At 72.4% G+C, this 11,911-nt stretch carries 13 protein-coding genes; 7 read left to right on the plus strand and 6 right to left on the minus strand.

Features of this window, described 5'->3' with window-relative positions:
- Nucleotides 1–340 precede the first annotated feature (340 nt).
- Nucleotides 341–646 carry a hypothetical protein gene (locus AB0O11_RS38130; protein WP_363396858.1) on the plus strand — a complete coding sequence of 102 codons (306 nt, stop codon included), beginning with the start codon at nucleotides 341–343 and terminating at the stop codon, nucleotides 644–646.
- Between the two features lie 144 nt (nucleotides 647–790).
- Here the strand turns inward: AB0O11_RS38130 and AB0O11_RS38135 are convergent, their stop codons facing one another.
- Nucleotides 791–961 (minus strand): hypothetical protein, encoded by a 171-nt coding sequence (locus AB0O11_RS38135; RefSeq protein ID WP_363396861.1) that lies wholly within the window; start codon nucleotides 959–961, stop codon nucleotides 791–793.
- A gap of 1,243 nt (nucleotides 962–2,204) precedes the next feature.
- Nucleotides 2,205–3,854 (minus strand): hypothetical protein, encoded by a 1,650-nt coding sequence (locus AB0O11_RS38140; RefSeq protein WP_363396864.1) that lies wholly within the window; start codon nucleotides 3,852–3,854, stop codon nucleotides 2,205–2,207.
- A 566-nt stretch (nucleotides 3,855–4,420) separates the two neighbouring features.
- Between AB0O11_RS38140 and AB0O11_RS38145 the strand changes: the two genes are divergently transcribed.
- Nucleotides 4,421–4,909, plus strand: coding sequence for a hypothetical protein (locus tag AB0O11_RS38145; RefSeq protein ID WP_363396866.1), 489 nt, complete (start codon nucleotides 4,421–4,423; stop codon nucleotides 4,907–4,909).
- 305 nt (nucleotides 4,910–5,214) lie between these two features.
- The gene (locus tag AB0O11_RS38150) at nucleotides 5,215–5,592 is read left to right on the plus strand and encodes a ribosomal protein L7/L12 (RefSeq protein WP_363396869.1); all 378 of its coding nucleotides are present in this window, start codon (nucleotides 5,215–5,217) and stop codon (nucleotides 5,590–5,592) included.
- Nucleotides 5,593–5,681: 89 nt separating this feature from the next.
- Here AB0O11_RS38150 and AB0O11_RS38155 read toward each other — a convergent pair whose 3' ends face one another.
- Complete coding sequence (locus tag AB0O11_RS38155; protein ID WP_363396872.1) at nucleotides 5,682–6,749, minus strand: hypothetical protein; 1,068 nt, start codon at nucleotides 6,747–6,749, stop codon at nucleotides 5,682–5,684.
- A 330-nt stretch (nucleotides 6,750–7,079) separates the two neighbouring features.
- Between AB0O11_RS38155 and AB0O11_RS38160 the strand changes: the two genes are divergently transcribed.
- Nucleotides 7,080–7,319: a hypothetical protein gene (locus AB0O11_RS38160; protein ID WP_363396875.1), complete on the plus strand. Its 240-nt coding sequence runs from the start codon at nucleotides 7,080–7,082 to the stop codon at nucleotides 7,317–7,319.
- A gap of 43 nt (nucleotides 7,320–7,362) precedes the next feature.
- Here the strand turns inward: AB0O11_RS38160 and AB0O11_RS38165 are convergent, their stop codons facing one another.
- The 3 genes from AB0O11_RS38165 to AB0O11_RS38175 form a co-directional block, all read right to left on the minus strand.
- Nucleotides 7,363–7,590, minus strand: coding sequence for a hypothetical protein (locus AB0O11_RS38165; RefSeq protein ID WP_363396878.1), 228 nt, complete (start codon nucleotides 7,588–7,590; stop codon nucleotides 7,363–7,365).
- Nucleotides 7,591–7,926: 336 nt separating this feature from the next.
- Nucleotides 7,927–8,598 (minus strand): hypothetical protein, encoded by a 672-nt coding sequence (locus AB0O11_RS38170; RefSeq protein ID WP_363396881.1) that lies wholly within the window; start codon nucleotides 8,596–8,598, stop codon nucleotides 7,927–7,929.
- A gap of 196 nt (nucleotides 8,599–8,794) precedes the next feature.
- Complete coding sequence (locus AB0O11_RS38175; RefSeq protein ID WP_363396884.1) at nucleotides 8,795–8,983, minus strand: hypothetical protein; 189 nt, start codon at nucleotides 8,981–8,983, stop codon at nucleotides 8,795–8,797.
- A 103-nt stretch (nucleotides 8,984–9,086) separates the two neighbouring features.
- Between AB0O11_RS38175 and AB0O11_RS38180 the strand changes: the two genes are divergently transcribed.
- The 3 genes from AB0O11_RS38180 to AB0O11_RS38190 all read left to right on the plus strand — a co-directional run bounded on the left by AB0O11_RS38180 (nucleotide 9,087) and on the right by AB0O11_RS38190 (nucleotide 11,763).
- The gene (locus tag AB0O11_RS38180; RefSeq protein ID WP_363396887.1) at nucleotides 9,087–9,701 is read left to right on the plus strand and encodes a hypothetical protein; all 615 of its coding nucleotides are present in this window, start codon (nucleotides 9,087–9,089) and stop codon (nucleotides 9,699–9,701) included.
- 81 nt (nucleotides 9,702–9,782) lie between these two features.
- Complete coding sequence (locus AB0O11_RS38185) at nucleotides 9,783–10,268, plus strand: hypothetical protein (protein WP_363396890.1); 486 nt, start codon at nucleotides 9,783–9,785, stop codon at nucleotides 10,266–10,268.
- A 751-nt stretch (nucleotides 10,269–11,019) separates the two neighbouring features.
- Nucleotides 11,020–11,763, plus strand: a complete 744-nt coding sequence (locus AB0O11_RS38190; RefSeq protein ID WP_363396893.1) for a hypothetical protein — start codon at nucleotides 11,020–11,022, stop codon at nucleotides 11,761–11,763.
- Nucleotides 11,764–11,911: the final 148 nt, after the last annotated feature.

Genomic DNA, 11,911 nt, shown 5'->3' on the forward strand with positions numbered 1-11,911 from the left:
GAGGGGGAATTTTGATGATCCGTCGCTATGCCATCATCGCCGCAGCCACAGTGCTGGCCACCATCGCAGCATCCGCCGAGGCGTTCGCGGGCACCCTTCCCAACACCCCGTGACCTGAGCATCTGCGGGCCGGTTCCTTCCCAGAGCTGGCCCGCAGTGCTGTGCGCGCGGTCAGCAGGTAAGCGAGCTGCGCGGCTCCGCGCGGGTTTCGGGGGCTACGGCTGCTGGATTCGGGCGCCCCGGATCACGGTCAGGGCCTCCTGCGGCGTTCGCGGACAGCCGTTTCGTCGTCGGCCCACCGGACCGCGGACGGACTGCTCGGCTGGGTGCCAGTCCTGTAGTGGGCGATCTCGCGGCAGTACGCGTGGTCACCACCGGCACCGAGGTCGGCCAGGCGGTCGAACGCTTCGCGGGCTTCGGCTTCTTCTCCGCGGACGGCATGACGGCCAGGCTGCGCGAGGCGATGGACGACGTCCGACGCTCCGTGGCAGTGCTCGCCGCCCGAGTCCGTGACGCGCACGTCGCCCGCTCCCCGGCCGCGATCCACGGGGCCGTCGCCGCCGGCACCGGCCCGTCTCGCACGCGAGACACCGACCCAGCCGCCGCGGCCGCACTCAACTACGGCCTGTCCAAGCGAGCGCCCTGATCGCCGTCTCCGCCCGCTCCGACGACGTCGCGGAGCTGATCACCCGCCGCCTCGCCGCGCTCGCCCACAGCGGCCTGCAGGCCCTCGATGAGCCTGCGGTGCGCGCGGTGGTCCGCCAGGCCGCCCCCGCCGCCCGCCGATCCGTCAGCGGACCCGGCCGTCGCCGTGCTGCGCCGCGTCGTTGACGACCTCCCCGCCAGCACACACGCGATCGGGGAGCTGATGCTCGAAGTCGCCCCGGCCTACCTCTCCGACACCGACGCCGCCGACGTCCTGGCGCTGCTGTGCGAGCAGATCGGCGAGCCCCTCGAGCACGGCCTGGCCGCCCGCCCGGCGAGGTCATCGAGACCGTCGACACGAAGAAGCTGTTCCTCAAGATGACACTTACAAATTCATCATTCGACAGTTTCAGGATTGACCAAATTCCCGCCTTCTTTTGACTTTTTCGACTTCCTCGGGCCGAATACCGTGCGCAGGAATGAGGCGTTCTCGGCGATCTGGACGCGCTCGGTGTGTTCCTTGGCGGCCTCGGTGATCTGCTGGACGGCCTCGGTGAGGGCCGGATCTGGCGGTCTGGTGGTGGCAGTCGATGTCGAGGACGCCCCGGTCGATGCCGGTGAACTCGACGTCGAGGCCGGCGGCGAGGACGGCGGCCCAGTCGGCTTTGGAGGCTCCGGCGTCGCGGGCGACGGACGCCCCGGGGACGGTGGCGGGGGCGCAGCTGTGTGGCCGAGGTGGGTGTGGGGGCCGGGCCGTACGGAGGCGGCCTGGCGGCCTTTCTGGGGCCGTCGTGCCCCAGGGCGGCCTGCCCCACCGGGAGCGGCTGGCACCAGCCGGACGGGATCCACGGCCATCCGGGTCCAGCGATAACGATCGGCGCTGGAACTTCACCGCAACACAGCGGGACACTTCACCGCGCACCCGGCCCCACCGTTCACCATCCCCAACCACAAGCGCCCGTGACCAGGGAAAATAGCCTCGACTACCCCGGTGAACAGCCACGCCGAGCCGCTGAAGACCAAACGCCGATCATCAGTCGTGCGGGGCCGGGCCGCCGACGGCCTGGCCGAGCTTGACGGTGCTCAGGATGCACAGGACAACGTCAGCTACGGCAGGGCCTCGGTCTCGTCAGAGCGGCTCGTGAGTGATGTCTGCCTGGGTGCATCCTCATCGGCTGCGGAGAAGCTGGGCTTCCCCAGCCCAGGCCACTTCCGCTTCAGACCGGGGAGGGCCTTCTCCTGCCACAGCCGCCTGACAATTGGAGCAGCACCAACACAGATGAGGGCTACGGAAGCGCCAGCTGCTACGAGACCAATGTCGCGCAGCGAGCCGGGTTCGTCTTCATCATCGGCAGTAAGAACCAAATCAGGTCGGCCGAGGTTCCCCGACTCATCAAACGAATTTGTACTGAAAGCTCCGTCATTCCTTCGTGACGGTGCAAGATTATGACCGTCCCCAAGCAGCACCTCGTAGAGAGCCATTATTCACCTTCGGCTTGCATCATCGGTCTTGCTGGACTAGCTAGCAGGCGGATGATACAGGCGCTGATGACATGTTTTCAGCGCTTCCCTGGAATTGACCGCCCCTGCGGAATCTGGCTCATGCTGTAGGGGGTTTCTCCGTTGCTTCGGGCGTTCTTCGGCCAGCGTTGTGCGTGGAGGAGGCGGACCTGCCACCAGGGGTCGTCTTCGGGCGGCCCGTTCTTCTCGGCGCGGCGGAGGGCGCGGGGAGTGGGCGGCTCCAGGATGAGCGGTTGTCTCTTGGTGGTGCGGCGCTGATAGTCGCAGGACGGGCACTCCAGGCGGTCCGGGTGGGCGCTCTCGTCCAGCTCGCCTGGGGAGTCGTGGGCGCCGCCGAGCGGGCCCTTGCAGGTGTGGCACGGGTGCAGGGCGTCGTTGTGGGCGCGGGCGGCGAGCAGCACGTTGCGCAGCGCGGCTGTTTCGGCGTCCTGCTTGGCCTTCTCGGCGCGCTGCTCCTCGGCTTCCTCCTGGTCCTCGCGGGCTTGGCGGCGCTGGGCGATGAGGTCCCAGTCGGGTTCGTCGTTGAGGGCGTCGGTGAGGGAGTGCCAGCCGGGCTGGCCGAAGCGCCACCAGGTGGGCCCTTGCCAGCCGTGTTCGCGCAGGCGCTCGACGGTGCTGCCGAGCACGGGGATCTTGCCGTGGTAGGTGGCGTAGGCGACGCCTTCCTGCTCGTGCGCCCAGCCTTGCCAGTGCTCGCTGGTGGCGTTGTGTAGGTCCTTCAGGCGCTGTTCCAGGGCTTCGTGGCTGTAGCGGGGGCGGCTGCCTCTGGTGCCCTGGTCGAGGACGAACAGCACGGGCGGGCGGACGGTGCGGCGGTGGCTGTAGCCGTATTCGGGTTCGGGGGCGTTGTAGCGGACTTCGACCTCGAGGCGCTCCTGGCCGCCGTCCTGGACGGTGCGGTCGAAGTAGCGCTTGTAGTTGTCGAGCTTGCCGGCGACCTTGCGCACGTCGGTCATGGTGCCCCGGTCGAGCTCCAGGAAGGCCACCGGGATGCCGAGCTCGGGCAGGCGGACGATGGCGTCGGGGATGACGTTGAACTTGCCGGTGATGGTGTGGGGCGTCTCGGTGGCCCAGGCTTCGATGCCGCCGGGCAGCGGGCCAGTGGGCAGGGCGCGGCGTGGGGGTGCCTGTCGCTTGTCGGTGCGGGGTGGGGCGCCGTGGGTGGTGGTGCCGGTGACGGCGGTGGTGATGAGCTCGTTGACGAGCATGGCGTGCGGGGCGCCGGTGGCTCCGGCGCCGCGGGCGTGGCCGCCCATGTCGCGGTCGTCGCCGAGGGCTTCGGCGGCGGCGGCCAGGCCGAGCGGGGTGAGGCCGACGATCTTCTCCGCGCCGGGGCCGCCCGGCTTCGGCTTGGCGGGCCCGTCGGCGGCTTGGGCGGCGGGGCGGCGGCCCGGCGGTGAGGTGGCACCGCGTACGTCGACCAGCTTGTGCTTCTCCAGGTCCCGGACCGCTTCGGCCACGTGCTCGACGCGGTGGTGGGCGCGGTACTCGTCGGCGGCGATCAGGGCGTGCAGCTGCTTGTAGGTGGCGATCTTCAGCACGCCCAGCGCCGCGAGGATGTCGGCGCGCAGCGGGGCGGTAGAGCCGTTGGGGTTGCGGGCGGAGCGGCGGAAGTGCACCCGACCGGGCCGGGCCGGCTGTTCGCCGTCGTGCCGCTCGCCCTGGCCGTCGTCCTGGTCGTGGTTCATGTCCTGCCCCCGCGGTGGTCGTTCGTGGTGCTGATCTTCTCTGCTGTACCGCACACCACCGACACCGGGCCGCCCCGCCCCACGCGCCCGCCGCCCGCCGCTGGCTCCCGCTGCGCGCCGACCACCGGGAGGCGCCCGGCCGCCCCGGCCGGGAAGGGGAGGGCAGAGCGGACCTGGAGCGGGTAGGGCAGCACTGGACCCGGCGGTGAACCCGAGCCCGCCCTACCCAACTGCACCACCAACCACCAACAGCTCAAAGAAGGGAAGGGAGAGGGTTGTCGGCAACCCTGGGCGGCCCGATTCTTGGGGCTGAGCTGGGGAAATATCGAAAGATCGGCTGGAGGTTCCCCCCGGGGCACCACCCGGGGACGGCCCCGGGGAGACACCCGGGGACTGCGACGGGCTCTTTCGCCTCGCCGGGCCCGTACGTGCGCCGTAGCGGCGGCTCAGGCGCTGGTCGGAACAGTACCCCGGGCCAGCCTTCGGCACGCCGGAGCGGCCGGCCTCGCACCGCCTACTTGGCGGCCCGGGGTGACGAATCCGGTGGGGACGGCGTTGGAGCGGGGGTGAGCAGCACTTCCTCTCCCCGCCCTCGGCGCGGCACTGGGTTGGGGCCGGGCGTCGCCGGCCGGGCCTTCGCCGTCGTGGGCCGGGCACCGCGGTCCCCGCTTCCCTGGGCCCGCGAGTCGGTCGACGACGAGTTGCAGAGCGTGCTGGCCGGCCATCAGCAGCTGGTGGCCGCGCGGTGGGAGGCCGTGTTCGAGGACCTGGACGAGGACGTCCTCGGCGAGGTGGCCCAGGAGGCCCGCCAGGACGAACAGGACCCGGGCCGGGCCGTCGACGTCTTCGTGCGAAGCCTGGTCCGGCAACTGGAGGACTGGAAGCAGGCCGACGCCGCGCTGGAGGAAGCGCTGGAGAAAGCGGCGCTCGGGCGGCCGTTGCCGGTGTGGGCGGCCGACGCCCTGGCCGCCGAGCAAGGTCGGCTGTGGGGCGCGCGGCAGGCTCTGCTGGAGGCGATCGCCCGGCACCACCACGGCGGCCCGGGCGCCTGGTGAGGCCGGGGGCCGGGAGAGGGTGTCGACGAGGAACCTGGTGCGAAGCCGAACGAGCAGCTCTCGGGCAACCCGGCCTCACCGGGCGAGCGGCCGACATGCCGGCCGGGACCCGGATAGGTGGTCGCCCCGGGGAGTTCAGGAGCAGGCCATCCGACCAGCCACGGTGCCCCAGCGGCCCGGACGGTCGAGCTCGTAGCCGAAGTCCTCGGCGCAGGAGGGTTCGGCGGCGTCTGAATGTGGTGGCCTTCTGGCGGCTGCAGGGGTTGACTGGGCTCTCGGTGCCACGTCAGCCGGGGAGGAAATCCGTGGAGGATCCGGGGTTCAGGGTGGTCCTGACGGGGGCGGCCTACAGCGGGCCGGGAGCGCTGAGGGCGATCCGCATGGTCACCGGCCTGAGCCTGTGGCAGAGCCGGAAGCTCCTGGACAGTGCACCCGTCACCGCCCAGGCCGACCTCCCGTTCGAGGTGGCCATGGCCGCTCTCAGGAGCCTGCAGGAGAATGGTGTACAGGCCGCTCTGTGCTGCGAGTACTGCGAACGTCTGCTGCCCACCGACGGCACACCTGTCGACCCAGGCCCGTGCGAGTCCCTGTACTGGCCCACCGCCCACTGCCAGGCCAACTCCGAAACCGTCTGCGACCTCGACCGCTGTCCTTCCCACGACCCCGACTGGCTCCGCCCGTAGACACCGCCGGCTGCGGGGCGCGCGGCAGGCGTTGCTGGAGACTGTTGCCCGGCACCACCATGGAGGCCCTGCACCCTGGTGAGGCCGGGTCAGCGGGCGGGAGCCGGGCGGGTGGTTTGGTGGGCGCGCAGGATGGCGTCGAGTGCCAGGTTGGAGCTGGGGTGGGTCTTGGGGCGGGAGAAGTGGTCGACGAGGAGCCTGGCGGTGCCGCGCGGCTGGTAGAGGAGGGCGATCCAGCCGGCCTGGCCCCACGGTCCGTCGGGCAGGGGCGCGGTCCATCCGACCGGCCTGCTGTGGTGGCGCAGTTGGAGGACGCCCTTGGCGTCGGGGGTGAGCCAGGAGCCGAGTTCCCAGCCGGGGCCGAAGGTGACCTCCAGGTCGTCCAGGAGGTCGGGGAAGTCGAAGCGGGTCTCGGGGTCGGTGCAGGCGGTACGCCGGGCCTGCTCGGCGACGTCGGCCGCCGACCGCCAGGCCGGCGCCTCCTCGGCGGCCGCCTCGGTCGCAGGGGTCGGCTCGGTCGCGGGGGCGGTCGCAGCGGGGACGGTCGCAGCGGGGGCCGGAGTTTCGCCCCGCGAGGCGTTTGTCTCCTCCGGGGCGGCGCCGTCGTCGTCCGGGCCGTCGAGGCCCCAGCGGTCGATCCGCTCGCGGGAGCGGGCGACGACGCGCTCGTGCGCGCTCAGGTGAGGCCAGCGGGCCTTGTCCCGGATCTCCTGTGCGGCCATGTAGGCGCGGGTGCCGTAGGCGGGCAGTACCCGGGCCAGCTCCGCGAACGCCGTGGCCGGATCGCCGGTGGTGGTCTCCTCCAGGAAGCGGGTCAGGCGGCGGCGCAGCGCGTCGGCGATGCCGAGGAGGTGCTGGCCGTCCTGGCCCAAGTGGGCGAGGGCGTCGTCGGTCTCGGCTGCTGTTGCGGGGGTGGGGGGTGCGGCGCTGCATGGTGCTGCGGTGGGGCTGGGTGCGGTGTCCTCGGCTGCCGCTGCGCGGGCCTTGGCCTTGAGGCGGTCGATCTTGCTTCGGCACGAGCGCGAGCAGTACTGCTTCGGGCGTCCGGTGGGGCCCTTCGGCGCCGGGTTGGGGCAGTCGGGGTGGGCGCACTGCGGGGCGTGGCCCGCGTCGTCGGCCGGCTGGTCGGTGGCGGCGGTCGGCGGGGCGCTGTCCATTCCGGGATCGTAGCCGCCGAGGTCGGCGTGCCGGGCGGGTTTCGCCTCGCATCCGGTAGCGGGGCGATAGTCCGGGCCCGGTGGGCGGGGACAAGGGGGTCTGCGGCACGGCGCCGCCGGGTTGTCCTGGGGCCGTGCCGTACTTCGGTGGCGGCGGCGCGGCGGGTGCGGCACGGTCGTGGGGCGGGGGTGTACTGGTGCGCTGACCTGCGGTGGGGAGTTCGGCGGGGCGAAACTCACCTGGTGTGCGGGGCGGAACTCGCCGGGCCGTTCGGTGCTCTGTTGGCCGGTCACCGGGTGCGGTGGTGTCCGGCGTCGGTGGAGGGTGGGGTGGTGGGCGTTCTCGTGGTGATCGAGCAGCCGCAGCAGCCGGACCGCCTGGTCGTGCACGCCGCCGGCTCCGACCCGGACGTGCCCGGTGACCCGCTGCCGGTGACGGCCTGCGGGATCGGGACCGCGAGCATGGTCGTCGACCCGTGGCGGCCGTCCGGTCCGGGCTCGCGCTGGTACCCGCCCCGGTACGCCGGGCACGTCTGCCCGCGCTGCGAGCGGGCCGTCCGGTCGATGTGAGCGCCGGCTCTTGGGCGGTCGGTTTGGTTCGGGTCGGCCTCGGTCAGGCGGGGGCCTGGGCGGTGAGGCCGCCGGGGCCGAGGCGTCGCCGGCCGCCTTGCGGGAGGACCTGGCCGGGCTCGGCCTCGGAGGAGGTCGGGGCGGAGAACGGCGAGTTGAGGCGCTCGGCCGGGAGCAGCCGTTCGGCGAGCGGTTCGTCGGCGGCGGCGCTCGCGTGTGAGAACGGCTGGGTCAGCGGACGCCGGGGCGGATGGCCGTTTTGATCACTCATGGCTGGCAGTCTGTCGCCCCGGGCCTCGGCTGCGGACGGGACGTCGGTCCTGTCCATACGGTGGGTGCGGGTGGGCGGGGTCGGCTCATAGATTCTCGTCCGCTTCGGAAGGGGCGGCCGCCGGCGATGGCCCGTGGTTGTGCGTCCCGGGTCCGGCGGGCGCCCTGGGGGCAGAGTAGCCGAGCCCGGCCCCAGGTCAGTGGTCGCCGGGCCGGTAGCGCGATGGCATCCGCCGCGCTGCACTCTGCGTACTTCGGAGTCGCAACCTGCGGACGCCACCGCGCGGCCGGTACACGGCGCAGCCGGGTGGTGGACCGCCGGGCTGGTGGTAGCGGGTCAGGTCTTCAGGACGCGGCTGATCTCGTGCGGGGTCTGCCTGGCGAGGGCCACGAGGGTGTCGAGATGGCCGCCGGTCCAGGGGCGGTCCATGTTCTTCGGGTGGTCGGCCGAGAGGCGGGCGTCGGCGGCGGTGGCCCGGTCCTTGGGGTTGTCGATCTCGGTGTCGCCGAGGCACTCGTAGGCGATCTCGATGAAGTCGAGCAGTTTGGCCCGCTCCTCGCAGCGCCGGTTCAGCTGCGCTTCCTCGCGGTTGAGGAGGCCGTCGACCGGGACCGAGATCGCGCGCTCGAACTCGGCCAGGGTTGGCTCCTCGCACAGCCGCTCGACCGCCGCGTCGGACAGCGGCGGGCCACCGGCCGCCAGCCGTTCCAGGATGCTGATGCCGAGCACCGTGAACGCGCTGGCGTAGCGCCACAGCAGCACCTCGATCTCGTCCGCGCACCGGAACGCTGCACGCCCCAGGTCGCGGAATGCCTCGACCTCGAACGCGAACTGCCTCTCCTCAGCCCCGTGCTCGGCGTTGGCCTCCCATGCCCGGGCCCGGTCCTCCGCCGCGAGCGCCGTGCGCAGTTCGACGTCGAGCGTGTTCACCGCTTCGCGCAGCGACACGAGCGCCTCGTACTCCGCCGGGCCGAGTCCTGCCAGAGCCGTGCGTGTCGGGAACTCCATCCCGCCCACCTCCTTCTTGCTGGGGCTCCCGGCAACGTAGCCGGGTCGTCACGGCTCCCGCAGCCGAACGCCCGGCTTCCGCCCGGCCCCACGGACAGCGCTTCGCGCGGCGGGGCGGAGCGGCCCGTCGGACCGTCCCGCCACCGGGGACCGGTCAGTCCCCGGCCGGGCCGGTGGTGTAGGACAGGCCGCCCTCTCACCGTGGCCGCCGCCCGCCGCCCGCGGAACGGGTGGCGGGCACCAGGGCGGCCAGGACGGCGAACGGGGAGCCGAGGCGCTCGACCGGGAGCAGCCGTTCGGTGGACGGTTCGTCGGTCGCGGCGCTCGCGTGCGAGAACGGCTGGGCCAGCGGGCGCCGGGGCGGGCGGCCGATTTGATCATTCATGGCTGACAGTCTGTCTCCCAGGGCGTTCTTCCCGGCGCGGGCGCTGGACCGGACGGTGCGCTCCGTGCCGTAACCCGAACGGCGGCGGCCGGGTTCACCGGTCATGACGAACCTGATCCCCTTGCCTGACGGCCACCACCACCGCGACGGACTCGGCGGCGGTGACGCGGTGTCGGTCTTCGCCGCCGAGCGGGCCGCCTTCGAAGCCGCCCGCGCCGCCCGGGCGCAGCAGGACCTGGAGGTGGCGGCCGGTGCCGGGCGGGCCGAGGCGCAGTACCGGGCGCGGGTCGAGGCCGCGGTGGGGATCGCGGCGGCCTCGGCCGAGCGGGCAGCCGGGTGGGTGTCGGAGCTGGCTGCCCGTACCGGCAGCCGGCGCCTGGCCCAGTTCGCGGCCGCGGTGCTCGCGTGCGGCCGGGACCTGGACCCCGAGGACGACGAAGACGGCGGCGTGGACGAGGACCTCGCCTTCGTGCTCAGCGGGCAGGTGCTGGTCCGCGAGAGCGGCCTGGCCGAGAGCGAGGGCGTCGCCCTGGCGGCGGTGGGCGCGATCGCCTTGGCGATGCCCCGCACCATCACCATCGACAACGACCCGGACGGGCAGCTGCCCGAACTCGCCCACCACCTCGACCGGGCCGTCGCCGCCGGCCGCGCCGCCGACGTGGCACCGCATGTGGCGGGATCGGCGCCGCACCGGTCCTGCCTGCGGCGGGGAGTTTGACGGGGCGAAACTCAGCGGCGTTGCGGGGCAAACCCCACCGGCCGTGCGTGACCTTGATGAGGGGGGTGAGGTTCACCGGTCATGAGAGACGTGAGCGTCCTGCCGGTGGCGACCGAGCCACCTGCCGAGGACGAGGACCAGGAGCAGCGGGAGCGGCAGCACGCGGTGAACGAGGTACTCGCCGAGGTGGGTGAGGCGGGCCGGCGGGCGGCCGGGTGGGTGCGCGGGCTCGCGGCCCGGCAGCCCCAGCCCGGCCACCGCACCGTGCTGGAGCAGGCTGCCGACGCCGTCGAACAGGCCGCCGGCCGGGAGATCGTCCCCGGCGGCGAGGGCCAGCTCGACGAAGAACTTGCGTACGACCTGGCGGCCGACGTCATCACGGGCAGTGTCCTCGTCGACGGCCTCCCGGAGCTGTCGACCGGCGAACGGATCGCGCTGATCGCGGTCTGCGCACTCGCCTCAGCCCTGCCCGGCACGGTGCTGAACGACCCGACGCGAGAGCTGCCCGTCCTCATCGCGACGATGGACGCTGCCACCCAGGCGGGCATCGCCGCCGACCCACGGTAGTTCCGCCAGCCTTGGCGGTCCGCTTCGCCGCCGGACGCCGGCCGGAGGCAGCAGCCCGGGGTGCCACGGCCGACAGGTTGAGGGCGTCACCCGGGCGACGCCCTCAAGCCGGCTACCTGCGGGTTGCTGCTGCGGCCGTCATCCCGAGCGGGCCGGCGGCAGTGGCCAGCGCGAGCGATGCCGTGCTCTGATCCACGACACCGAGAACAACCGCCCCGGTGACGGTGGCGTAGAACGCGGCCCAGAGGGCCCGGCGGCGACCGGACCAGCCACGGTTGTCAGACCCTGGTGAGTTACTGTTCACGAGCGTTGGCCTCCTGAATCGATGCGGACGCCCTCGCGGAGAGGGAGCTCGCCGACCTGGCTTTCCTAGGGCGTTGGCCGGTGAGCTCCTCTCACGAGGTACGAGGAGGCTATCCGCCGGTCCGGACAGTTCCGCCTCCCGTCGACCGCGGCAGGCACGAAAACCGCCGGGTGAGATACCACCGAGGACCGAAAAACCGCGCTTCAGGAAGAGTCGCACATTTGCGCAGGTCAGAGCGCTAGATCCGCTGCTCGGAGCATGGTGTGAAACATGCGGAATGTTTCACGATCAAGCCGAAAACTGTTACCTAGATCACATGAACGTGTTCTCCTCGTCGAAGTAGATCTTGCCGTCGATCTGATTGCCGACCGACTCCGACTGACCGAAGACGCACTTCACGTTCAATCGGCACGGGTTCCCCCGCCCATCGGCGGGCAGAGGAAAGATGTGGAAGAGGACCGGAACTCGGCAGTCCCGGCCGGCGAGGCCGAGGCACGGCGGCTGACCGGGGAACTGCGTGCCGCGATCGAGGAGGTCCGCTCTGCCGTCCTGGTCCTGGCGGCACGGGTGCGCGCCACGCACCGGGCGCGGGTGTGGACCGCGCTCGGGTACACCGGCTGGGCCGCATACGCTGGCGCCGAGTTCGGGGTGAGCCGCTCGACCGCCTACCGGCTGCTCGACCTGGCGGCCGCGGCCGAGGCGATCGAGGACGTCGTCGCCCGCCAGGTGGGCCCCGAGCTGTCCCACGCGTGGGACACCGGCCTGGTGCTGCCGGTGCGGGCGGTCGTCGAGCTCAAGGGCCGGATCGCGGAGCTCACCGGCCTGATCGCCGAGCGCCTGGCCGACGCCCAGGCCGAGGCCGGCGGCGCACCGCTGGAGCCTGGCCTGGTCGGTGAGATCGTCGTCGGCGCCGTCGCCGAACTGCGCGAGCGGCCGGAGGTGCCGGTCGCCGAACTGGAGCGCGGGCCGGGCCCGGACGGGTGGCCGGGCGAGGCGTGGCGGGCACTGGTGGCCCGGGGAGCGGCCTGGCACGGCAGCGGCTGGACGCGCACCGCGAACTCAGGCTGCTCGCCCTACAGGTCGTGCCCGGGTACGTCGCCGAGCGGGACGCCGAGAAGGTCCTGCACGTCCTGGGCAAGGAGATCGGCAGCACCTCCGAGGAGCTGCTCGCGTGCCGCCTGTACGTGCTGACCTGCGACGCGCGCGACCGAGCGCTTCTGACGCCGCAGGTCAGGCCCGGGGTCTTAGGAGCCGTTGTTGTACCGAGTGGTTCGCTTGGCGTTCGAACGAGGGTTCCCGGTCGAGTGATCCTGCGGCAACCCGGGCATGAAGACAGGGT

This window comes from Kitasatospora sp. NPDC093102, assembly GCF_040683915.1.
Classification (GTDB): domain Bacteria; phylum Actinomycetota; class Actinomycetes; order Streptomycetales; family Streptomycetaceae; genus Kitasatospora.

Excerpts from the sequence above, each read along its gene's own strand:
- AB0O11_RS38175 (WP_363396884.1), bottom strand. The coding sequence starts at position 8,983 with ATGAATGATCAAATCGGCCGCCCGCCCCGGCGCCCGCTGGCCCAGCCG.
- AB0O11_RS38185 (WP_363396890.1), top strand. The coding sequence starts at position 9,783 with ATGAGAGACGTGAGCGTCCTGCCGGTGGCGACCGAGCCACCTGCCGAG.
- AB0O11_RS38155 (WP_363396872.1), bottom strand. The coding sequence starts at position 6,749 with ATGGACAGCGCCCCGCCGACCGCCGCCACCGACCAGCCGGCCGACGAC.
- AB0O11_RS38165 (WP_363396878.1), bottom strand. The coding sequence starts at position 7,590 with ATGAGTGATCAAAACGGCCATCCGCCCCGGCGTCCGCTGACCCAGCCG.
- AB0O11_RS38140 (WP_363396864.1), bottom strand. The coding sequence starts at position 3,854 with ATGAACCACGACCAGGACGACGGCCAGGGCGAGCGGCACGACGGCGAA.
- AB0O11_RS38180 (WP_363396887.1), top strand. The coding sequence starts at position 9,087 with ATGACGAACCTGATCCCCTTGCCTGACGGCCACCACCACCGCGACGGA.
- AB0O11_RS38170 (WP_363396881.1), bottom strand. The coding sequence starts at position 8,598 with ATGGAGTTCCCGACACGCACGGCTCTGGCAGGACTCGGCCCGGCGGAG.